The organism is Paracoccus lichenicola (assembly GCF_009708075.1).
GTDB lineage: Bacteria > Pseudomonadota > Alphaproteobacteria > Rhodobacterales > Rhodobacteraceae > Paracoccus > Paracoccus lichenicola.
In genome coordinates, this window is record NZ_WMBT01000006.1 from 106,987 (window position 1) to 126,543 (window position 19,557).

General features: G+C 67.6%; 22 protein-coding genes and 1 tRNA gene. 8 read left to right on the plus strand and 15 right to left on the minus strand.

From position 1 onward, the window contains the following. The first annotated feature begins 315 nt into the window (after positions 1 to 315). Positions 316 to 1,338, plus strand: coding sequence for a Hint domain-containing protein (locus GIY56_RS11620; protein ID WP_230312455.1), 1,023 nt, complete (start codon positions 316 to 318; stop codon positions 1,336 to 1,338). Here GIY56_RS11620 and GIY56_RS11625 read toward each other — a convergent pair whose 3' ends face one another. Then, positions 1,339 to 2,466, minus strand: a complete 1,128-nt coding sequence (locus tag GIY56_RS11625; protein WP_154765016.1) for an HD domain-containing protein — start codon at positions 2,464 to 2,466, stop codon at positions 1,339 to 1,341. It lies immediately after the preceding gene. Positions 2,467 to 2,472: 6 nt separating this feature from the next. Continuing rightward, positions 2,473 to 3,135, minus strand: coding sequence for an alpha/beta hydrolase (locus GIY56_RS11630; RefSeq protein ID WP_154765017.1), 663 nt, complete (start codon positions 3,133 to 3,135; stop codon positions 2,473 to 2,475). A 165-nt stretch (positions 3,136 to 3,300) separates the two neighbouring features. Between GIY56_RS11630 and iscR the strand changes: the two genes are divergently transcribed. Continuing rightward, a complete protein-coding gene (gene iscR / locus GIY56_RS11635; RefSeq protein WP_154765018.1) occupies positions 3,301 to 3,759 on the plus strand; it encodes a Fe-S cluster assembly transcriptional regulator IscR in 459 nt (152 codons plus the stop codon). 48 nt (positions 3,760 to 3,807) lie between these two features. On the opposite strand, the gene GIY56_RS11640 is transcribed toward iscR, so the two are convergent. The 4 genes from GIY56_RS11640 to gltX form a co-directional block, all read right to left on the minus strand. Next, entirely contained in the window at positions 3,808 to 4,365 is a 558-nt protein-coding gene (locus GIY56_RS11640; RefSeq protein WP_154765019.1) for a hypothetical protein, read from the minus strand. 176 nt (positions 4,366 to 4,541) lie between these two features. Then, positions 4,542 to 4,618 (minus strand) — tRNA-Met (locus tag GIY56_RS11645). A gap of 78 nt (positions 4,619 to 4,696) precedes the next feature. Then, positions 4,697 to 5,254 carry a DUF1003 domain-containing protein gene (locus GIY56_RS11650; protein ID WP_154765020.1) on the minus strand — a complete coding sequence of 186 codons (558 nt, stop codon included), beginning with the start codon at positions 5,252 to 5,254 and terminating at the stop codon, positions 4,697 to 4,699. Positions 5,255 to 5,319: 65 nt separating this feature from the next. Next, the gene (gltX, locus tag GIY56_RS11655; protein WP_154765021.1) at positions 5,320 to 6,645 is read right to left on the minus strand and encodes a glutamate--tRNA ligase; all 1,326 of its coding nucleotides are present in this window, start codon (positions 6,643 to 6,645) and stop codon (positions 5,320 to 5,322) included. 82 nt (positions 6,646 to 6,727) lie between these two features. On the opposite strand from gltX, the gene GIY56_RS11660 reads away from it, so the two are divergent. Further along, positions 6,728 to 7,135, plus strand: a complete 408-nt coding sequence (locus GIY56_RS11660; RefSeq protein ID WP_154765022.1) for a metallopeptidase family protein — start codon at positions 6,728 to 6,730, stop codon at positions 7,133 to 7,135. After that, on the plus strand, positions 7,132 to 8,085 hold the full coding sequence (locus GIY56_RS11665) for a 1-phosphofructokinase family hexose kinase (RefSeq protein WP_154765023.1): 954 nt from the start codon (positions 7,132 to 7,134) through the stop codon (positions 8,083 to 8,085). The genes GIY56_RS11660 and GIY56_RS11665 overlap by 4 nt, the downstream gene beginning before the upstream one ends. Positions 8,086 to 8,140: 55 nt before the next feature. Here GIY56_RS11665 and GIY56_RS11670 read toward each other — a convergent pair whose 3' ends face one another. Then, complete coding sequence (locus GIY56_RS11670) at positions 8,141 to 8,467, minus strand: DUF6280 family protein (RefSeq protein ID WP_042251710.1); 327 nt, start codon at positions 8,465 to 8,467, stop codon at positions 8,141 to 8,143. A 362-nt stretch (positions 8,468 to 8,829) separates the two neighbouring features. Between GIY56_RS11670 and efp the strand changes: the two genes are divergently transcribed. Beyond that, positions 8,830 to 9,393: an elongation factor P gene (gene efp, locus GIY56_RS11675; protein ID WP_154765024.1), complete on the plus strand. Its 564-nt coding sequence runs from the start codon at positions 8,830 to 8,832 to the stop codon at positions 9,391 to 9,393. Between the two features lie 61 nt (positions 9,394 to 9,454). Further along, positions 9,455 to 10,009: an MOSC domain-containing protein gene (locus tag GIY56_RS11680; RefSeq protein WP_154765025.1), complete on the plus strand. Its 555-nt coding sequence runs from the start codon at positions 9,455 to 9,457 to the stop codon at positions 10,007 to 10,009. On the opposite strand, the gene ygfZ is transcribed toward GIY56_RS11680, so the two are convergent. Beyond that, entirely contained in the window at positions 10,006 to 10,725 is a 720-nt protein-coding gene (gene ygfZ, locus GIY56_RS11685) for a CAF17-like 4Fe-4S cluster assembly/insertion protein YgfZ (protein ID WP_154765026.1), read from the minus strand. The two genes, GIY56_RS11680 and ygfZ, sit on opposite strands and share 4 nt — an antisense overlap. Further along, positions 10,722 to 12,389 carry an ABC transporter ATP-binding protein gene (locus GIY56_RS11690; protein WP_154765088.1) on the minus strand — a complete coding sequence of 556 codons (1,668 nt, stop codon included), beginning with the start codon at positions 12,387 to 12,389 and terminating at the stop codon, positions 10,722 to 10,724. The genes ygfZ and GIY56_RS11690 overlap by 4 nt, the downstream gene beginning before the upstream one ends. 221 nt (positions 12,390 to 12,610) lie before the next feature. Between GIY56_RS11690 and GIY56_RS11695 the strand changes: the two genes are divergently transcribed. After that, positions 12,611 to 13,783: a pyridoxal-phosphate-dependent aminotransferase family protein gene (locus tag GIY56_RS11695; protein ID WP_154765027.1), complete on the plus strand. Its 1,173-nt coding sequence runs from the start codon at positions 12,611 to 12,613 to the stop codon at positions 13,781 to 13,783. A 350-nt stretch (positions 13,784 to 14,133) separates the two neighbouring features. On the opposite strand, the gene copM is transcribed toward GIY56_RS11695, so the two are convergent. The 3 genes from copM to GIY56_RS11710 form a co-directional block, all read right to left on the minus strand. After that, a complete protein-coding gene (copM, locus tag GIY56_RS11700; protein WP_154765028.1) occupies positions 14,134 to 14,496 on the minus strand; it encodes a CopM family metallochaperone in 363 nt (120 codons plus the stop codon). Positions 14,497 to 14,575: 79 nt separating this feature from the next. Continuing rightward, entirely contained in the window at positions 14,576 to 15,142 is a 567-nt protein-coding gene (gene rsmD, locus GIY56_RS11705) for a 16S rRNA (guanine(966)-N(2))-methyltransferase RsmD (RefSeq protein ID WP_154765029.1), read from the minus strand. A gap of 73 nt (positions 15,143 to 15,215) precedes the next feature. Then, positions 15,216 to 16,415, minus strand: coding sequence for an NAD(P)/FAD-dependent oxidoreductase (locus tag GIY56_RS11710; protein WP_154765030.1), 1,200 nt, complete (start codon positions 16,413 to 16,415; stop codon positions 15,216 to 15,218). Between the two features lie 80 nt (positions 16,416 to 16,495). On the opposite strand from GIY56_RS11710, the gene GIY56_RS11715 reads away from it, so the two are divergent. Continuing rightward, positions 16,496 to 16,981, plus strand: coding sequence for a peroxiredoxin (locus tag GIY56_RS11715; RefSeq protein WP_154765031.1), 486 nt, complete (start codon positions 16,496 to 16,498; stop codon positions 16,979 to 16,981). Positions 16,982 to 17,008: 27 nt separating this feature from the next. Here the strand turns inward: GIY56_RS11715 and GIY56_RS11720 are convergent, their stop codons facing one another. The 3 genes from GIY56_RS11720 to GIY56_RS11730 form a co-directional block, all read right to left on the minus strand. After that, positions 17,009 to 18,139 (minus strand): GNAT family N-acetyltransferase, encoded by a 1,131-nt coding sequence (locus tag GIY56_RS11720; RefSeq protein WP_154765032.1) that lies wholly within the window; start codon positions 18,137 to 18,139, stop codon positions 17,009 to 17,011. 179 nt (positions 18,140 to 18,318) lie between these two features. Further along, positions 18,319 to 19,071 carry a glycerophosphodiester phosphodiesterase family protein gene (locus GIY56_RS11725; protein ID WP_154765033.1) on the minus strand — a complete coding sequence of 251 codons (753 nt, stop codon included), beginning with the start codon at positions 19,069 to 19,071 and terminating at the stop codon, positions 18,319 to 18,321. Then, on the minus strand, positions 19,071 to 19,526 hold the full coding sequence (locus GIY56_RS11730) for a RidA family protein (protein WP_154765034.1): 456 nt from the start codon (positions 19,524 to 19,526) through the stop codon (positions 19,071 to 19,073). The genes GIY56_RS11725 and GIY56_RS11730 overlap by 1 nt, the downstream gene beginning before the upstream one ends. Between the last annotated feature and the right edge of the window lie 31 nt (positions 19,527 to 19,557).

Sequence of the window (19,557 nt, forward strand, 5' to 3'; positions counted from 1 at the left end):
CGTGTGCCGCTATAGCCGGGAAAGGCCGGGAAGGAAAGATTGTATGCAGAGGTATGCAATCGCGCAGGGACTGGGTTCTGCTGGCAACAGGTGCCGTTTTTATAAAAACTGTACAAAAGTGCCACGTGCATTCCGATCATGCCTCGGCTATGCAGGAAGTAGTGATGTAACGATTATTCTGGTGCTGAAATGACGACTACGGTCGATTGGATGTGGTTTGGCAATCAAGCCTCGATCAACAAAACCATTGAAACTCCCTCCACCGATGCCGAAGCGGACAGGCTTGCAGGATACACTGCCGTCGGCACCACGCAGATGAAGGCGGTGTCGGTCTGCGGGGACACGCGCACGATCACCGTGGATGGCCATCGCACCCAGGCCTTCGCGACCACCTACAACACCGGCGATCATGGCCGTGATGTCCCGGATTCGCAGATGACCTATGTCTCGCCGCACACGGGCACGACGGTCAAGACCACGATCACCGGCTTTCTGTCGGTGCGCTATGAGCTGACCTTCCCGGATGGCAGCACCACGGAACAGAACGGCGTGCTGATCCAGATGAAGAACGGCGACATCTTCTTCCGCCCGTCCAAGGACTGCCTGCAGGCCTGGGACGACATCGACGAGTTGCGCGGGGTCAAGATCCTGTCGGCCGACCCGCTCGACTGCAACACGTATGTCGCCACCATCTCGTTCAAGCCGACGATCCACGACCTGCCGATCGTCTGCTTTGCCAGCGGCACGCTGATCGCCACCTCCACCGGGGAACGCCTGGTCGAGGATCTGCGGATCGGCGACCTGGTCGTGACCCGCGACAACGGGTTGCAGCCCGTCCGCTGGGCGGGCCGCCGCCATGTCACCGCCGCCGAGATCGCGGCGAACCCTGCCCTGGCCCCGGTGCGCATCGCCGCGGGGGCGCTTGGTCCCAACACGCCCGCCCGGGACTTGCTGGTCTCGCAGCAGCATCGCGTTCTGGTCCGGTCGGCCATCGCCGCGCGGATGTTCGATGCCCAGGAACTGCTGGTCGCCGCCAAGCACCTGACCGAGGTCGAGGGGATCGACATCCTGGCCGATGCCGATGGCGTCACCTATGTCCACCTGATGTTCGCCGCGCACGAGGTCGTCGTGTCGAACGGGGCGGAAACCGAATCGCTTTATCCCGGCTCGCAGGCTCTTCTGGCGCTTGGCGATGCGGCCGAGGAAATCTTCACCCTGTTCCCGCATCTGCGCGACTCGGTCGAGGAGTTTCCCGGCGCACGGCCTTTCGTCGCGGGCAGGAAGGCCCGGCAAATGGCGGCACGGCACGCGGCGAACGGCAAGCCCCTGGCAAGCTGATCACGCGAAGAAGGCCTGAACCTCGCGGCGCAACCAGTGCCACAGTGCTGGCGCGCCCAAGGCGATCTTGCGGCCGACGCGGGTCTCGATATCGGCAAAGGTGACGCCATAGTCGACCCAGCCGATCCCGCCCGACCGCAGGTTCTGGATCACGGGCTGGCAGCGGTCCAGGGCCTTGGCAAAGACGGCATCCGGGGTGGCGGCAGCCTCGAACTCCTGCCACAACGACAGGAATTCGGTTGCCTGCGCCTCGGGCAGCAGCCCGAAGATGCGCCGGGCGGCCGCAGCCTCGGCCGCCTGGACCTCGGGTGAGCCATGGGCCTGACCGGCTGCGGAATGCAGCGGGACATCGCCCACGTCGATCTCGACCAGGTCATGGATCAGCACCATGCGGATGACGCGGTCGGGATCCACGCCCGGCCCCGCCAGATCGGCAAGGACCAAGGCATAGAGCGCCAGGTGCCAGCTATGCTCGGCGCTGTTCTCGCGCCGCGATCCGTCGATCAGCAGGTTGGCGCGGATCACCGACTTCAGCGCATCGGCTACGGCCAGGAACCGCAGGCGGCGGGCAAGGTCGCCGGCGGGCGGGACCGTGCCTGCCAGCACGGCGCGCGCCCAGTCCATCGCCTCGGGCCATTCGGCGTCCAGGCGCGCCGCCCGTCCGCCGGTCATGTTGTCCCGGACGATGGCGATGTGGTCCGCCCGCGGCTGCGGGGCCAGCAGCACCTGGAACAGCGGCTGGCTGTGGTCCATCCGCTTTGCCATGACGGCATCAGGCGATGCGCCGGCCTCGAACTCCTGCCACAGGGCCATCAGGCCGTTCCCATCGGGCGACAGGCCGAAGATGCGGGCGGCGGCCTGCGCCTCGGCCCGGGCCAGGTCCGCCGCATCATGGGCCAGGTGGATCGGCTGGTCGCCCGTGTCGATTTCCACCAGGTCATGGACCAGCAGCATCCGGATCGCCCGGGCGGACGCGCCGAACACCATCGCCTGCAGGGCGACGTGCCAGCTGTGTTCGGCGCTGTTTTCCGGCCGGGACAGATCCAGCAGCACGTTCGCCCGGCTGACCGATTTCAGCCGGTCGGCCTCGGCCAGAAAGGCGAAATGGCGCGCGATGCGGTCCGGCATCCCGCCCTAGCGCGTGGTTTCGGTCAGGCGCTGACGCACATAGCTTTGGACCAGCTCGATCATCGGCTTCATGTGCAGTTCGTCGTCGCGGAAGAAGTGGTCGGCGCCCTCGATCTCCTTGTGGGTGATGGTGATGCCCTTCTGTTCGCGCAGCTTGCTGACCAGGGTATTCGTGTCCTTGGGCGGCGCGACCCGGTCGGCCGTGCCGTTCACGATCAGGCCGGACGACGGACAGGGCGCCAGGAAGCTGAAGTCGTACATGTTCGCGGGGGGCGCCACGCTGATGAAGCCGGTGATTTCCGGGCGGCGCATCAGCAGCTGCATCCCGATCCAGGCGCCGAAGCTGAAGCCCGCCACCCAGCAATGCTTGCTGTTGGGGTTCATCGCCTGCAGGTAATCCAGCGCGGATGCCGCGTCCGACAATTCGCCGATGCCCTGGTCGAATTCGCCCTGGCTGCGCCCCACGCCGCGGAAGTTGAACCGCATCACGGTGAAGCCCATCTTGTGAAAGGCGTAATGCAGGTTATAGACGACGCGGTTGTTCATCGTCCCGCCATATTGCGGGTGCGGATGCAGGACGATCGCAAGGGGGGCGTCGGGCTTGCCCGGCTGGGGGTGATAGCGGCCCTCGAGCCGCCCTTCGGGGCCGGGGAAAATCAGTTCTGGCATCGTCTTCCTTCGCGAAGCTACGGGTTTCTTGACGCATCTGCGCGGTGCTTCTAGACCGCTATCTGGGATGCCCGCGGGGATTGCGCAAGAAACGAACCTGGGCGGGCATAGCGCGGCAGTGCGCGCGTCGTCAATCCGACCCGACGGCAACAGGGGAGCCAACCGATGAAACTGTCCACCAAGGGGCGCTATGCCATCATCGCCCTTGTCGATCTGGCCACCGCCAAGGGCGAGGACCTGACCTCTCTGGCCGAGATTTCGGGCCGCCAGGACATCTCGCTGCCCTATCTGGAACAGCTGTTCGTCCGCCTGCGCCGCGCCGGGCTGGTCGCCTCGGTCCGCGGCCCCGGCGGCGGCTATCGCCTGGCGCGCGCCCCCGAGACGATCCGCATCGCCGAAATCCTGGAGGCCGTGGACGAAACCGTCAGCGCCATGCATGTCGGCGCGGGGGCCTCGGGCGGGGTGTCGGGATCGCGGGCGCAAACGCTGTCGAACCGGCTGTGGGAAAGCCTGTCGGCGCATGTCTACGTGTTCCTGCACAACCATTCGCTGGCCGACGTGGCGCGCAACCAGCTGCTGCCCTGCCCTGCCCTGCCGCAGATCCTCAGCGTCGTGGACGATTGAAGGAACGCGGCACGAAGGGGCCGCGTTTTCCGATCACGTGCAAGAAAGTCAGAACCGCAGGCCTGCCAGAACCTGCGTGCTTTCGCCCGTCGCGCGGACGCCAAGTGTCAGGCGGTCGAACGAGACGGTCAGCACGGCCCCGAAGTTTCCCTTGTAATCGGTTTCAGGGTCGCTGTCGGCGTAGCACTGGAATCCAAGATAGGAACGCGGGCAGTCCTTGGTATCTTCTCGCACGCCAAGAAGAAGGGCAACATCCGTGCGGAAGCGACCATTGTCCACCACATTCGCACCGGCCAGAAGGTTGTAGGACGTTGCTTGCTCGACCGCCTGATCCTGGCCCCAGGTGGAATCCAGCATTGTTCCTTCCTGGCCGAGATCACCTCCGAGAATCAGCTTCCGCCCAGCCAGCTGGTGCATGAACCCCAGTGAAAAAGGAGTATCGTCATTGTCGAACGCATCATCGGTGCGGGCCTTCCCGCCACCGATGTAAAAGGTGTTCTGAAATGCAGGCGCATCACCCGCCATTGCCCCGACATCCTGAGCCAGGATCGGGCTGGCGCAGATGGCGACGGGCAAAAGAAAGGACAGAAATCTAACAAGGTTCATCGCTTATGGTCCTGTGCATACGGAAAGGCCCGTATAAACAGCGTCCTGCAACGTTCAACAAGAAGATGGATCAAAATGTCCCTTTGCCGGCAGGGGCTTGAGGGAAATCACACCTGCTCTCTGCCCCATGGCAGCATTCGGCATTCTTGCGCCGATCCTGGAAAATTCGGGGAAAATGGTAGCGGAGGAGGGATTTGAACCCCCGACACGCGGATTATGATTCCGCTGCTCTAACCAGCTGAGCTACTCCGCCACAGGTGGGGGCGATTTACGGGCTGGCGCGGGGGGCGTCAAGCGGTTTCGTGACGGTTTTTCGCATTGTGCCGCAGGTTCAGCCGCGCGTTTCCAGCCGCCGCAATGCCTCGGCCAGAAGGTCAAGCTGCATCTGCTGCTGGGCCATGACCTGGCGCAGCTGGTCGTTGCGCATCCGGTCCAGCTTTTCGTGCAGGGCCATGATCTCCAGCTCGGCCTTGAGGTTCACCTCATAGTCGTGGGCGGCCGCCAGCCGGTCCTTTTCGCCCTGCCGGTTCTGGCTCATCATGATGATGGGCGCCTGGATCGCGGCCAGCATCGACAGCACGAGATTGAGGAAAATGAACGGATAATGATCGAAGGCCCCCCGGCCCAGCACCAGGTTCAGGATGCACCACGCCGTCAGAAACGCCAGAAAGGCCCCGATGAACGGCCAGGAGCCGCCAAAGGCCGCCACCCGATCCGCCATGCGGCCGCCAAGGCCCCCGGTCTGGTCGAACGCGGCATTGGTGTCGCGGCTGATCGCCTGCCGGCCGGTCAGGCGGTCGATCACGCGGCGTTCGGACAGGCCCAGCGTGTCAAGCTCTTGGCCCAGCCATTGCCGGGCTGCGGCGGCGCTGTTGTTGTTGTCGGTCATCGCGTCTCTCCTGCGCGGAACGGGGACGCCGCAGGAAAGACCCGGACGCCCTGCCTGCGCAAGGGTCAGCCGCGCGCCTTGACGACCTGCAGCAGCGGCATCACCTGGGACATGTCCGGGCCGTGGGCCTGGCCGGTGACGGCCTTGCGCAGGGGCATGAACAGGCCCTTGCCCTTGCGGCCAGTGGCGTCCTTGACCGCTGCCGTCCATTCGCCCCAGGTCGCGTCCGTATAGGGAGGGGGCGGCAGCAGGGGCATGGCCTGGGCGATGAAATCGGCGTCCTCGGGGTCGATCTGCGGCTCGGCGCCTTGGGAAAAGATCGTCCACCATTGGGCCAGATCGTCCAGCGTCGTGATGTTCTGCGAGGCCACGGCCCAGAACCGTTCGGCCAAAGCGTCCGGCACGCCAAGCGCCGCGATGCGGCCCTGCACGGCGTCAAAAGGCAGCGCCTGGTTCCGTTCGCGCGTCAGCGGCCACAGATCGGCGGCGTCGAATTTCGTGGGCGAGGCGCCGAATTGCGACAGGTCGAACCCAAGGGCCAACTCGTCCAGCGTCATCTTCAGCTCGACCGGCTGGCTGGAGCCAAGGCGCGCCATCATCGACAGCAGCGCCTCGGGCGCGACGCCCGCCTCGCGCAGGTCGCGGATGGACAGGGCGCCGATCCGCTTGGACAGTTCCTCGCCCTGCGCGCCGGTCAGCAGGCTGTGATGGGCAAAGGACGGCGGCGTGCCGCCCAAGGCGCGGATGATCTGGATTTGCGTGGCGGTGTTCGTCACGTGATCCGCGCCGCGCACGATATGCGTGACGGCCATGTCGGTGTCATCGACCGAGGAGGCAAAGGTGTACAGCACCTGCCCGTCATGGCGGATCAGCACGGGGTCGCTGACCGAGGCCGCGTCGATGGAGATGTCGCCCAGGATGCCGTCGGTCCACTCGATCCGCTCCTGGTCCAGGCGAAAGCGCCAATACCCCTCGCGCCCCTCGGCCCGCAGGCGGTTGCGGTCGGCCTCCGACAGGTTCAGCCCGGCGCGGTCATAGACCGGCGGTTTGCCCATGTTCAGCTGCTTCTTACGCTTCAGGTCCAGCTCGGTCGGCGTCTCGAACACCTCGTAGAGCCGCCCTGCCCCGCGCAGCTGGTCGGCGGCCTCGGCATAACGGTCAAGGCGCAGCGACTGGCGTTCCACGCGGTCCCAGTGCAGGCCCAGCCAGTCCAGGTCGCGCTTGATGCCGTCGGCGTATTCCTCTTTCGACCGTTCCTGGTCGGTGTCGTCCAGCCGCAGGATGAAGGTGCCGCCGGCCTTTCGCGCGATCAGATAGTTGAACAGCGCGGTCCGCAGGTTGCCGACATGGATATGCCCGGTGGGCGAGGGGGCGAAGCGGGTGGTGGTCATGGCACGTCTTCCTCTGGTTGCCCTTGCTCTTTCACACGGGGCGATTCTTGTCCATATCAGGGCGGACATGCAGGAGAAGCGGATGACCGACTGGACCACCCTGACCGCCCCCGACGCGGCCCGGATCGAGGCGATGGCGCGCGACGCCATGGCCGCCCTGCCCCCGGAATTCGCGACCCACGCCCGGGACATCACGATCCACGTGGCAGAATTCGCCCCCGAGGACGTGCTGGACGAGCTGCAGATCGACGATCCGTTCGAGCTGACCGGCATCTATGACGGCGTGCCGCTGACCGAAAAGTCGGTGTCCGACCAGCTGGGCCAGCCCGACATCATCTGGCTGTACCGCCGCCCGCTGCTGGACGAATGGGCCGCGCGCGGCAACGTGACCCTGGCGGAACTGGTCACCCATGTCGTCACGCACGAGATGGCGCATCACTTCGGCTGGTCCGACGACGACATCGCCAGCATCGACCGGTGGTGGGAATGAGTGCGCAGGCCCCCATCCTGACGGTGACGCTGAACCCGGCCCTGGATCTGTCCACGGCGGCGGACGAGGTGCGCCCGGAACTGAAGCTGCGCTGCGACAAGCCGGTGGCCGATCCCGGCGGCGGCGGCATCAATGTTAGCCGCGCGATCAAGCACATGGGCGGGCAATCCACCGCCATGGTGGCGCTTGGCGGGGCCACGGGGATGCGCATTGCCGAGATGCTGAAATCCGACGGGCTGTCGCTGGTCCGCCTGACCGCGCCGGGCGAGACGCGGCAATCGCTGGCCGTGACCGACCGGTCCACCGGCGGGCAATACCGCTTCGTCCTGCCCGGTCCCGAATGGCACAAGGCCCATGTGGCCGACATGACCCAAGCCATTGCCGAAGGCGCGCCGTCGGGTGGCTGGGTGGTCGTGTCGGGGTCGAACCCGCCCGGCGTGCCCGCGGGGTTCGAGCAGATGCTGACCGTGCGGCTGAAGAACAGCGGCGCGAAACTGCTGGTCGATACCTCGGGCGAGGCGCTGCGGGTGCTGGCCGGGTCCTCGACCCCCGTGGACGTGCTGCGCATGGACAGCCACGAGGCCGAGGATCTGGCGGGCCGCGCCCTGCCCACGCGGGAAGACAGCGCGGGCTTCGCGGCGGGGCTGGTCAAGGACGGGGCGGCGCGGTCGGTGATCGTGGCGCGCGGGGCCGACGGGTCGGTGATCGCCGGACCGGACGGGGCCTGGCACGCGGCGGCAGCGCGCGTCAAGGTGGTCAGCGCGGTCGGCGCGGGCGACAGCTTCGTCGCGGGCTTCGTGCTGGCCATGGCGCGGGACTGGCCGGTCCCCGAGGCGCTGGCCCTTGGCGCGGCTGCGGCGTCCGCTGCCGTGATGACGCCCGCGACCGATCTGTGCCGGGCCGAGGACGTGGACCGCTTCTATGCCGAACGGATCATCTCGAAGCTGTAGGTCCATGAAAAAGCCGCCCGGACGGGCGGCTTTCCGAATAACGGGACAGCCGCGATCAGGCGGCTTCGGCTTCCTCGGCCTCGGCGGCCATGCGGCGTTCGCTTTCCTCGCGCGACAGCGCGACCGAGGTGCGCACGCCCTTGGACACGAATTCCATCAATCCCTTGACCACGCGTTCGTTCGGGTCGATGCCCGCACAGGACAGCACCTCGCGCCCGTCGCGCGACCGTGCCCAGCGGGCGATCTGTTCGGGGCCGTTGCCGTATTTCTTGTCATCTGCAATCGCATCGTCCAGCGCGGCCAGGACCACGGCGGCAAAAAGCTTGCGGGCACGCTGGCCCTGTTCGAAATTGAAAGCCGATCCATCGACAAAATCGCGCATACCATTCGTCCATCTTCTTGGGCCGCAAGGTCAAGGCAGCCGTGTGGGCGGCATCATGCCAACCCATCGTTATCGTTTCCGTTTCTTTGACGGTCCTGCTGCTTAGCCCAGATGCCCGCCGATTCGTTATTCCCCAGACTGCATATCACCCATGCAGCTTGCGCATGTCGTGTAAAAAACAGGTGAAATCTTCAATTACACCTTGCTTTTCATGTCGCCCGGCGCCGGCCTGCGCCTTGACAACACGGCAAAAGCCTTTTGGTTGCCTCGGACACAAGGCCTCGATATAGGGGCGCCACAGCGCCGTTCAACGACGAACAGCAGTTATTCCCAGAACCCGAAGAACCCCAAAAGGTTTCCCCATGCCCAAGATCAACGGCAACGAAATCCGCCCCGGCAACGTGCTGGAGCATGACGGAGGCCTGTGGGCCGCCGTGAAGGTCAGCCATGTCAAGCCCGGCAAGGGCGGCGCCTTCGCCCAGGTCGAACTGAAGAACCTGCGCGACGGCCGCAAGCTGAACGAACGCTTCCGCAGCGAGGACAAGGTCGAACAGGTCCGCCTGGAACAGAAGGACCAGCAGTTCCTGTACGAATCCGACGGCAAGCTGGTCTTCATGGACAGCGAGACGTTCGAGCAGACCGAGCTTGACTCGGACCTTCTGGGCGACCGCCGCCCCTTCCTGCAGGACGGCATGACCGCCACCATCGAATACTACGGCGAGGAGGCGCTGTCGGTCTCGATCCCGCAGAAGGTCACCTGCACCGTGTCGGAAACCGAACCCGTGGTGAAGGGCCAGACCGCCGCCAACAGCTACAAGCCCGCGATCCTGGACAACGGCGTGCGCATCATGATCCCGCCCTTCGTCGGCGAGGGCGAGAAGATCATCGTGAACACCGAGATGTTCGAATACAGCGAACGGGCCTGACCCCGCCGTCTGCGCCCCGGTTTCGTCCGGGGCGTTTTCCTGTCCGAACCCGGGTTTCCCCATGCCATCCCAAGCCACGCCCGCCGATCTGGCCCGCGCCCTGCCCCATGTCCTGGCCGCGCCCCGGGACAACGCGCCGGTGGAATGGCTGTGCTTCCGCCCCGGCTTCAACCAGCGGACCTTTCCCGACCGCCTGGCCCTGACCCGCGACCGGGGCATCCCGGGCGAACGCTGGACCGTCGCGCCCTGGCTGAGGCTGGCCGATGGCGCGCCCGACCCGCGGATCCAGGTCTCGATCCTGCCGCGCCGGGTGATGGACGCCGTCTGGCTGGACCGCGAGAACACGCCCCATCCCGGCGACACCATCGTCTGCGACCTGGACACCAGCCACGCGAACCTGCCCGTGGGCACGCTGCTGCAGGCGGGAACGGCGGTGCTGCGCGTGTCGGACGTGTTCAACGACGGCTGCGTGAAATGGAAGGTCCGCTATGGCCAACCCGCCAAGGACTGGATCACCGCGCCCGGCCACCCGGACCTGCGCCTGCGCGGCATCCTGTGTTCGGTCGAGCAGGACGGAGAGGTCGCCCTGGGCGATCCGATCCGCAAGCTGGGCTAGTCCGACGACAACCGCGCCGCGCCCGCCTGCATGTCCGGGCCGATGCGGTCGAACCGCACATGCGCCAGGGCATGGCCGCCCGATTGGGTGAACAGCGTCCCCACCTCTTTTCCATCCGCCATGATCGGCGTGCCCACCGGGGCCTCGCCCTCGATCCGCAGCCGGGTCAGGCCCTTGCGCAGCTCGGTCTTGTGCTTCATGCGCGCCGTCACCTCCTGGCCCACATAGCAGCCCTTGCGGAAATCGACGCCATGCAGGCGCTCGAACCCGGCTTCCAGGATGAAGGTCTCGTTCGGGATCAGCTCGACCAGGGTTTCGGGGATGACGTTCTGCACCCGGATCGCGTCGAAATCGGTGTCGTCATCGCCCGCCCCGCCATAAAGCCGCCAGCCGAGCGCCGGGTGCCGGGGATCGGCCACCGCCCCGTCCGGCGCGGGGCCGGTGCCGCGGGCGACGGTCATGTCCACGGCTTCGATTGCCACATGCGACCGCAGCTTGTACATCGTCAGGCGGCGGACCAGATCGCCCGCCAGCCGCGCGTCCACATCCAGCAGCAGCGCATCGCCGTCCGGCACGATCAGGAAATCGGCCAGGTATTTGCCCTGCGGCGTCAGCAGCGCCGCCCAGCAGGGCGCGCGCGTCACGTCGTTGCTGACCAGGCCCTGCAGGAACGTCACGCGATCCTCTCCGGTGATGCGGATGATCTGGCGGGTCATGGGCTTTCTCCGAATTGCAGGGCGACAAGGCGGGCATAGGCGCCGTTCCGTGCCATCAGTTGTGCATGGCTGCCTTCCTCGACAACCCGGCCCCCTTCGATCACCACGATCTTGTCGGCGTTGCGGATGGTGGACAGGCGGTGCGCGATCACCAGCGTGGTGCGCCCCTGCGACAGCGTTTCCAGCGCCGCCTGGACCAGCCGCTCGCTGGCGGTGTCCAATGCGCTCGTCGCCTCGTCCAGCAGCAGGACGGGCGCGTCGCGCAGCACCGCGCGGGCGATGCCGATGCGCTGGCGCTGGCCGCCCGACAGGGCCGATCCGCGCGGACCGGCCGCGCTGTCGAGGCCGCGTGGCATGGACGCCACGAAGTCGCTGACATGGGCCGCCTCCATCGCGCGCTGCAAGGCGGCCTCGTCCGCGCCGGGCCGCCCCATCAGGATGTTGTCGCGCAGGGTTTCGTCGAACAGAGCCGAATCCTGCGCCACGGTGGAAAACTGGTCGCGCAGCACCCCCAGGTCGAAGTCCTGCACGGGCACGCCCCCCAGCGTGACGCGGCCCCGGTCGGGATCGACCAGGCGCGTCAGCAGGTTGAAGACCGTGGACTTGCCCGCCCCCGACGGTCCCACCAGGGCGGTGGTCCGGCCCGCCTCGGCGGAAAAGGTCAGCCCCTGCAGGACCGGCTTGCCGTCATAGGACAGCCACACGTCCTCCAGCCGGATGTCCGTGCTTCCGGGGGGCTGGATGCGCGGGCCGGAAACGATGCCCGGCTTGGTGTCGATCACCTGATAGATCCGCTCCAGGCTGGCCGCCGCCGTCTGCCAGGTGCCCGCCAGCCCGCCAAGCCGCCGCATCGGCTGGAAGGCCAGCGCGAGCGCCGTGAAGAAGGACATGAAGTCGCCGATGCTGCGCGTGCCTTCCATCACCTCGCGCCCGCCAAGCGCCAGAACGGCGACGAAGCCGACGCCGGTCACGATGTCGGTCAGCGCGGGGACAAGGCTGCCCATGGCGGCGACCTTGACCTCGGACTGGCGGATGCGGGCCACGATGTCGGCGAAGCGGCGGGTCTGGCCCTCCTCGGCCCGGTTCAGCTTGATCGAGGCGATGCCGTGCATCACCTCGTCCAGGCGGGTGGCGCGGGCGCTGGCGTTGGCGCGGTTCTGGCGCACCTTGCGGCGGATATAACGTTGCACGAAGGCGGCGGGCAGGATCAGGACCGGCGCGCCGATCAGCGCGGCCACCGTCCATTGCGGGTCGATGCTGACCGCCACCGCGAACAGCATCACCAGCGAAATCGCGTCCCGCGTGGCGCTGGTGATCAGGTTGGCCCAGACCCCCTGCACGGCGATGGTGTCGCCCTGGATCCGCTCGATCATCGCGCCGGGGGGGTTTGCCTGGAAGAACCGCCCGTCCAGCGTCATGATATGGGCCAAGAGGTCGCGCTGCATCGCGGTCGAGATGCCCAGCGAGATGCGCGACAAAAGCGAGCGGCTGGCCACCAGCGTGACCGCGCGCAACAGGAAGATCGCCATGATCGCGCCGCCGACCCACCAGATCGCGCCGGCCTCTTTTCCCACGAAGACGCGGTCGAACAGCGGCTTCAGCATCCACGAGATCAGCGCCAGCGTCGAACCCTCGGCCGTCATCAGCAGGAAGGCCCCGGCCATGGGACCGCGATGGATGCGCAGGTAATCCGTCCAGAACCGGCGCAGCAGGGTCGAGGCCGAGGGATGGGTGCTGTCTGTCACGGGCGGCTGCGTCTTTCGTGTGGTCGCGCTTGCCAAAGCCTTAGCCTGACGCGACCGGCAACGGCAAGGCGGGGGACCGTTGACCTTGTCCTGCGCGGGCACTAGCGATCCTTGCAGGATGTGAAGGATAAGAACACGCCATGAGCCTTGCCGCAGGTCGCCCCGTCATCGCCATTCCCGGACCCTCGCCCGTGCCGGACCGGGTGCTTGCCGCAGCCCACCGCGCCTCGCCCGACATCTATGGCGAGGATCTGGCGGATCTGAACGGGACCGTGATGGCGCAACTGAAGCGGCTGGCGGGCACGCAGGCGCATCTGGCGCCCTATATCGGCAACGGCCATGCCGCATGGGAGGCCGCGGGCGCCAACATCTTCAACAGGGGCGACCGGGCGCTGGCCCTGACCTCGGGCCATTTCGGGCGGTCCTGGGCGCAGCAGATGGAACAGATGGGCGTCGCCGTCGAGTTGCTGGACTTCGGCAACCTGCCCGCCGATCCCGACATGCTGGCCCGAAGGTTGGCCGAGGACAAGGCCGGCGCGATCAAGGCGGTGATGGTCTGCCAGATCGACACGGCGACGGGGATCATGGCCGACATCCCGGCGCTGCGGGACGCCATGGGCGATCACCCGGCACTGCTGGTGGTGGACGCCATCGCGTCCCTGGGCTGCGCGCCGATGATGATGGACGACTGGGGCGTCGATGTGCTGGTCGCGGCCAGCCAGAAGGGCATGATGTGCCCGCCCGGCACCTGCTTCGTCTGGTTTTCGGACAAGGCCGCCGCGCGCGGGCGCACGCAACTGACCACGCCCTATTGGGACTGGCACGTCCGTTCGGGGGCCGAGGTCTTGTGGCGCTTCTGGGGCGGCACGCCGCCGGTCCAGCAGATCTTCGCGCTGGACGAGGCGCTGCGCATGATCCTGGACGAGGAAGGCCTGTTCGCCGTCTGGGCGCGTCACGCGGCCCTGGCGCGTGCCGTCTGGGCGGCGGCGGATGCCTGGGGCGAGGGCGATACGGGGATCCGCCTGTCGGTCGCCGATCCGATGGCGCGCGCGTCCTCGGTCACGGCGATGGCGCTGCCGGGGGCGGATGCGCTGCGGGCCTGGACGGTGGCGCATTGCGGCGTGACCCTGGGGGTTGGCCTGGGGGCCGAACAGCCGGAACACGCGCTGCGGGTGGCGCATATGGGCCATGCCAACGCGGCCATGATCCTGGCGGCGCTTGGGGCGATGCAGGCGGGCATGACGGCGCTTGGGATTGCGCACGGGCCGGGCGGGCTGGATGCGGCGGCACGGGTGCTGGCGGAGCCGGTGTGAGGGGGATCGGTTCGAGCGGGTCTTGATCGTTTGCAGGGCGGGATCAGGAAATGCGACGAGCATTTCCCCGCCCTTCGTGTGACGGCGCAATCAGAGACGGTGCAGCCCCGCGACCACGAGAGGCCAGCGCCCGACCCGGTGGGCGTGAAGCGCCCGCCTGGGGGTGAGGAGCGCCCGGAAAAAGGTCCAGTGGACCTTTTTCAGCGACGAACGGGCAAAGCCCCGGGAAGGCGGGCGCTGGCCAGGCCTTTGAGGCCCGGCGGTTCCAATCGAAAGGGCATCGCGTGGCAAAGGCGATGGCCTTCGCCAGACAGACGGCAATGCGGCCGTCGCCTTATGCGAAGCGATCCCTATTCCGCCTGCCCATGGGCCTTCAGCCAGTCGCGCATCATCGTGATCTCGGCTTCCTGCGCCGCGATGACCTCCTCGGCCAGCTTGCGGATCTCGGGGTCGTCGCCGTGCTCCAGCGCAACCTTGGCCATGTCGATGGCGCCCTGGTGATGGGGGATCATGCCGCGCACGAAATCCACATCCGCATCGCCGGTGGACTCCATCGGCATGTCGGCGTGCATCTTTTCCATCGCCGCCTGATAGGCCGAGGCGGCATCGCTGGGCGTGCCGTGGCCTGCATGATCCTCTTGGGCAGAGGCCCCGAAGGCCAGGGCGAACAGGATCGGGGAAAGGCCAAGGCCCCGGCGGATGGATGCGGTCATCGGTTTCTCCTTTGCGTCTGCCGGATCAGGCTGGCGCAATCCGGCGGCGAGGAAAAGCGGCTGCGGGATCACATCCGCGCTACGCCTCGGGCAGGCGCGCCAGCGTCACCAGCGTGTCGCCATAGCGCCGCTGGTCGAGGGGAACCAGGGGCGCGGGAACCAGCGGCGGGCGGCTTTCCTCCCACACCACGACCGCGCCGGGGGCGATCCAGCCGCCTTGCAGGGCCGCCGCGATGGCCCGTTCGCCCAGGCCAAGCGCATAGGGCGGGTCGAGGAACACCAGATCGAACGGCGCAACGCGGTTGGCCGCCAGCCGCACCGCATCCTGGCGCAGCAGCGCAGTCCTGTCCCCTGCCCGCGCCTTGGCGATGTTGCTGCGGATCAGCGCCTGCGCCTTGGCGCCGTCATCGACGAAGGTCGCGTGGCCCGCGCCGCGCGACAGCGCCTCGATCCCCAGGGCGCCGGTGCCCGCGAACAGGTCCAGCACCCGCGCGCCGGGCAGGGGGTTGCCGTGGGTGCCGTTGACCAGCAGGTTGAAGATCGCCTCTCGGACCCGGTCAGTGGTGGGGCGCAGGTGGGCGGCCGCGTCGCCCGCGCCGACCTCGGCCAGCTTCAACCCGCGCAGGGTGCCGCCGACGATCCTCATGCTGGCGTCCCGCGGTGGCTGGGGGCGCTTCGCCCCCCAGACCCCCAGAGGATATTTGCGTGAAGAAGAACCATCAAAGCAGCGCCTTGAGATCAGCGGTGGTGGCGATGGCTTGGGGGTCGGGGCTGCGGCCCGCCTCGATCAGGCGCTTGCCGATCATAAAGGCGCGAGCGTCGTTCAGCGCATCCACGGCGATCAGGCGGCTGTTGCGGAAATACCAGACGGACCCGCCATGCTGGCTGTCGCCCGGGCGCGTCACGATCCGGTCATGGCCGGTCCCCAGGCCCGCGATCTGCAACTTGGCGTCGAACTGGTCCGACCAGAACCAGGGCTTCGGGCGATAGGGCTTGTCCGCCCCCAGGATGTTGTCGGCGACCGCCTCGGCCATGTCGATGGCGTTGCCCACGCTTTCCAGGCGCAGGCGCCCGTCGGCCCAAGGAAAGCTGGCGCAGTCCCCCGCAGCCCAGATCGCCGGGTCCGAGGTCCGGCCCAAGGCGTCGGTGGCGATGCCGTTGTCCAGGGTCAGCCCGGCGGTTTGCGCCAGGGCGGTTTCCGGCAGCACGCCGATGCCGGTGACGATCAGGTCGGCAGGAAGCTCTCGCCCATCGTTCAGGGCCACGCCGGTCGCGCGGTCGGTGCCGGTGATGTGGGATATGCCGGTGCTTTCCAGGATTTCCACCCCATGCGCGCGGTGCAGGGCGCGGATCATGTCCGCCGTTTCGACTGCGGCCACCCGGCCCAGGATGCGCGGCGCGGCCTCGATCACCGTCACCGTCAGGTCCAGCTTGCGGGCAACCGCCGCGGCCTCAAGCCCGATATAGCCGCCGCCGATCACGATCAGGCGGCGGCCGGGCTGCATCTGCGGGGCAAGCCTATCCACATCGGCCAGGGCGCGGATCACATGCACGCCCGGCAGATCGCCCCCCATAGCGGCGGGCAGGCGGCGGGCATGGGCACCCAGGGTCAGGGCCAGGGCGTCATAGGCGACCTGCCCCTTGTCGGTGATGACCACGCGGCGGACCGGGTCGATGGCCTGCGCCGTTTCCCCAAGCCGCAGGATGATGCGCTGGTCGGCCCACCAGTCCGTTCCCCGCAGCACCAGGCGGTCCAGGCCCATCTGCCCCAGCAGATAGGCCTTGGACAAAGGCGGGCGCTGATACGGCGCAACGGGTTCCGCGCCGATCAGCACGATCTCGCCCCCGTGGCCCTTGGCGCGCAGCCGCGCCGCCAGGGACGCCGCCGCCTGTCCCGCCCCCACGATCACGATCTTCATGCCGGTCCCCGCCCGCTGGCCTGTCACCGGGCCGCACCCTATAGTCGCCACGAATCCGTTGCAATTCCAAGGAGGACAGGATGACCATCACCGTCGGAGACAAGCTGCCCCAGGCCCAGCTGCTGCGCGTGGGAGCGAATGGCCCCGAGGCCGTCGATACCGCCGACCTGGCCCGGGGCCGCGTCGCCCTGTTCGGCGTGCCCGGCGCCTTCACCGGCACCTGCACCAACGCGCACATGCCCAGCTTCGTGCGCAACGCCGACGCCTTCCGCGCCAAGGGCGTGGACCGGATCGTCTGCATCACCGTGAACGATCCCTTCGTGGCCGATGCCTGGGCCAAGGCGACCGGCGCCGACACAGCGGGGATCGAGGTTCTGGCCGATGCCGACGGCAGCCTGACCCGCGCGCTTGGCCTGGACTTCGACGCCCCGCCCGCCGGGCTGCATGGCCGCTGCAAGCGGTTCGCGGCGCTGCTGAAGGACGGCGCGTTCACCGCGTTCGAGGTCGAGGACAGCCCCGGCCAGTGCAGCGTCAGCGCGGGCGAGGCGCTTCTGGAAAAGGTGTGACCCCGGCGACCGGCGGGCGACCGCCGGTCAGCCTTCCTTGCGGAAGGGGGTGAAGTCGGCCAGGGCCTCGATCTCCTCGCCCATGGCCTCGCGTTCGCGGTCCAGGTAATCGGCCAGGGCGCGGCCAAACCCCTCGTCCGCGACCCAGTGCAGGGAATGGGTGGCGACGGGTTCGTATCCCCGCGCCAGCTTGTGTTCGCCCTGCGCCCCCGCCTCGACCCGGGACAGGCCGCGCGCAATGGCCACGTCGATGGCCTGGTGATAGCACAGCTCGAAATGCAAAAAGGGGTGGTCCTCGACGCAGCCCCAATAGCGGCCATAGATCGCGTCCGGCCCGATGAAGTTCAGCGCGCCTGCCACGGGCCGCCCGTCGCGTTCGGCCAGGACCAGCAGGATGTCGTCGCGCATCGTCTGGTGCAGGTGGTCGAAGAAGGCCCGCGTCAGATAGGGCCGCCCCCATTTGCGGCTGCCGGTGTCCTGGTAAAAGGCCCAGAAGGCGTCCCAATGGTGCGGCTTCAGGTCGTCGCCCGTCAGGTGCCGGATCGTGCCGCCGAAGGCCTGCGCCCGGGCGCGTTCCTTGCGCAGATCCTTGCGCTTGCGCGAGGACAGCGCCCCCAGGAAATCGTCGAAGCTGCCATAGCCCCGGTTCAACCAGTGGAACTGCTGGGTTACGCGGGGCAGGAAGCCGATCCCGGCCCCGGCCTGCGCCTCCTCTTCCGTGCAGAAGGTGACATGCACACCCGACGCCCCGACGCGTTCGGCGACCCGAGTCAACCCGGCCAGCAGGGATTGCCGCATGGCGGGATCATAGGCCAGCAGCCGCGCGCCGGTCACGGGGGTGAAGGGCACGGCGGCCTGCAATTTCGGATAATAACGCCCGCCTGCGCGTGTGTAAGCCTCGGCCCAGGCATGGTCGAAGATGTATTCGCCCTGGCTGTGGGATTTCGCGTAAAGCGGCGCGGCGGCGACCACGCGGCCACCCTCCTCCAGCGTCACATGCAGCGGTTGCCACCCCGTGCCGCGCCCGACCGAGCCGGACTCCTCCAATGCCAGCAGAAAGCGATGCGTGGTGAAGGGATTGCCGTCGCCAAGCGCGTCCCAGGTCTCGGCGGGGATCGCGGCGATGCCGGGATGGGTGGACAGGGTCAGCGCGTTCATGGGGCCAAGCTAGGCATTGGCAACGGCTTTGTCAGCCGCCCAAGCGCACAATCACGCTTTTGCCTTGGCTTAAATATCCCACGGGGTGAGACGCGCCCGGAAAAAGGTCCAGTGGACCTTTTTCAGCGGCGAACGCCTGCCGCCTTGCGGCAGGCAGGGGGACGTGAAGTCCCCCGGCTTCAGAACGCCGCCCGATAGCCCTCGAAGGTGATGTTGTCCGCCACGCGGCGGGCCAAGGCTTCCTCTCCGGCGCTGCGGATGGTCCAGCACAGGATTGGCACGCCCTGCGCCTTCAGCGCGTCCAGGCGCGGATTGGCCAGGTCGGTCTTGTCATGGGACACGAAGCAGGCGCCGGTTTCATTGAAATCGTTGATCCCGGCCAGGTGGCTGCGGGTTTCCTCGGGCAGGCCGGGCCAGTCTTGTTCCGCATAGCCGCAGGTGGTCAAGCCGACCGGGATTTCCGGGGCCAGCTTGTGAAAACCCGCGACCACGTGGGGGTTGAAGGACATGACGGCAACCGGGCCGTCATAGCCCTGCAAGGCCGCAGCCACCGCCTTGTGCAGAAGGCCGACATTCGGACCCAGCGACATGTCCTGATCCTTGATCTCGACCAGCAGGGGGACGCGGCCCGCGACCAGATCCAGGAACTGGCGCAGCGTGGGGATGGGGTTGTCCGTGCCCAGCAGGCGGCGGGCCGCCAAGGCGTCGGGGGCGAAATCCGTCACAAGCCCCGGCGCGCCCGTCAGCCGCGCCAGGTCGTAATCGTGAAACACCATGGGCGTGCCGTCACGGGCAGGCTGGATGTCCAGCTCGATCCCGTAGCCCGCGTCCATGGCGGCCTGCGCGGCGGCCAGGCTGTTTTCGGGGACGCCGGGACCGTGCAGGCCGCGATGGGCGAAGGGCGTGGTCAGGAAGACGGGGGGCAGCGCCATCACGCCACCTCGAAGATGGCTTCGATCTCGACCGCGACGCCCAGGGGCAGCGCGGGGGCGGAGACGGCGGCGCGGGCGTGGCGGCCGGCCTCGCCGAAGACCTCGACCATCAGGTCGGAACAGCCGTTGATGACCTTGGGCTGGTCGGTGAAATCGGGGGTCGAATTGACGAAGCCCGTCAGCTTGACCACGCGCTTCACCCGGTCCAGATCGCCCACGGCGGCCTTCAGTTGCGCGATCAGCGACAGACCGCAGCGGCGCGCGGCGGCGGCGCCGTCCTCGACCGACATGCCGTCGCCCAGCCGGCCCTTGATCAGGCCACCCTCATCCTGGCTGATCTGGCCCGACACGAAGACCAGGTTGCCGGTTTGCACGAAGGGGACGTAATTGGCCGCAGGGGCGGGCGCTGCCGGAAGGGTGATGCCTTTTTCGGCCAAGGTTGCTTCGATGCTCATGGAACGCTCCTGTGGTTCGGGCCGAAACCCT

Coding starts and splice junctions, on each gene's coding strand:
- efp (WP_154765024.1), top strand. CDS start 8,830: ATGCCCAAGATCAACGGCAACGAAATCCGCCCCGGCAACGTGCTGGAG.
- GIY56_RS11710 (WP_154765030.1), bottom strand. CDS start 16,415: ATGAAGATCGTGATCGTGGGGGCGGGACAGGCGGCGGCGTCCCTGGCG.
- ygfZ (WP_154765026.1), bottom strand. CDS start 10,725: ATGACCCGCCAGATCATCCGCATCACCGGAGAGGATCGCGTGACGTTC.
- GIY56_RS11640 (WP_154765019.1), bottom strand. CDS start 4,365: ATGAACCTTGTTAGATTTCTGTCCTTTCTTTTGCCCGTCGCCATCTGC.
- rsmD (WP_154765029.1), bottom strand. CDS start 15,142: ATGAGGATCGTCGGCGGCACCCTGCGCGGGTTGAAGCTGGCCGAGGTC.
- GIY56_RS11665 (WP_154765023.1), top strand. CDS start 7,132: ATGAGTGCGCAGGCCCCCATCCTGACGGTGACGCTGAACCCGGCCCTG.
- GIY56_RS11695 (WP_154765027.1), top strand. CDS start 12,611: ATGAGCCTTGCCGCAGGTCGCCCCGTCATCGCCATTCCCGGACCCTCG.
- GIY56_RS11650 (WP_154765020.1), bottom strand. CDS start 5,254: ATGACCGACAACAACAACAGCGCCGCCGCAGCCCGGCAATGGCTGGGC.
- GIY56_RS11720 (WP_154765032.1), bottom strand. CDS start 18,139: ATGAACGCGCTGACCCTGTCCACCCATCCCGGCATCGCCGCGATCCCC.
- GIY56_RS11620 (WP_230312455.1), top strand. CDS start 316: ATGAAGGCGGTGTCGGTCTGCGGGGACACGCGCACGATCACCGTGGAT.
- GIY56_RS11630 (WP_154765017.1), bottom strand. CDS start 3,135: ATGCCAGAACTGATTTTCCCCGGCCCCGAAGGGCGGCTCGAGGGCCGC.
- GIY56_RS11690 (WP_154765088.1), bottom strand. CDS start 12,389: ATGGCCGGGGCCTTCCTGCTGATGACGGCCGAGGGTTCGACGCTGGCG.
- GIY56_RS11725 (WP_154765033.1), bottom strand. CDS start 19,071: ATGGCGCTGCCCCCCGTCTTCCTGACCACGCCCTTCGCCCATCGCGGC.
- GIY56_RS11680 (WP_154765025.1), top strand. CDS start 9,455: ATGCCATCCCAAGCCACGCCCGCCGATCTGGCCCGCGCCCTGCCCCAT.
- copM (WP_154765028.1), bottom strand. CDS start 14,496: ATGACCGCATCCATCCGCCGGGGCCTTGGCCTTTCCCCGATCCTGTTC.
- GIY56_RS11715 (WP_154765031.1), top strand. CDS start 16,496: ATGACCATCACCGTCGGAGACAAGCTGCCCCAGGCCCAGCTGCTGCGC.
- GIY56_RS11670 (WP_042251710.1), bottom strand. CDS start 8,467: ATGCGCGATTTTGTCGATGGATCGGCTTTCAATTTCGAACAGGGCCAG.
- gltX (WP_154765021.1), bottom strand. CDS start 6,645: ATGACCACCACCCGCTTCGCCCCCTCGCCCACCGGGCATATCCATGTC.
- GIY56_RS11660 (WP_154765022.1), top strand. CDS start 6,728: ATGACCGACTGGACCACCCTGACCGCCCCCGACGCGGCCCGGATCGAG.
- iscR (WP_154765018.1), top strand. CDS start 3,301: ATGAAACTGTCCACCAAGGGGCGCTATGCCATCATCGCCCTTGTCGAT.
- GIY56_RS11625 (WP_154765016.1), bottom strand. CDS start 2,466: ATGCCGGACCGCATCGCGCGCCATTTCGCCTTTCTGGCCGAGGCCGAC.
- GIY56_RS11730 (WP_154765034.1), bottom strand. CDS start 19,526: ATGAGCATCGAAGCAACCTTGGCCGAAAAAGGCATCACCCTTCCGGCA.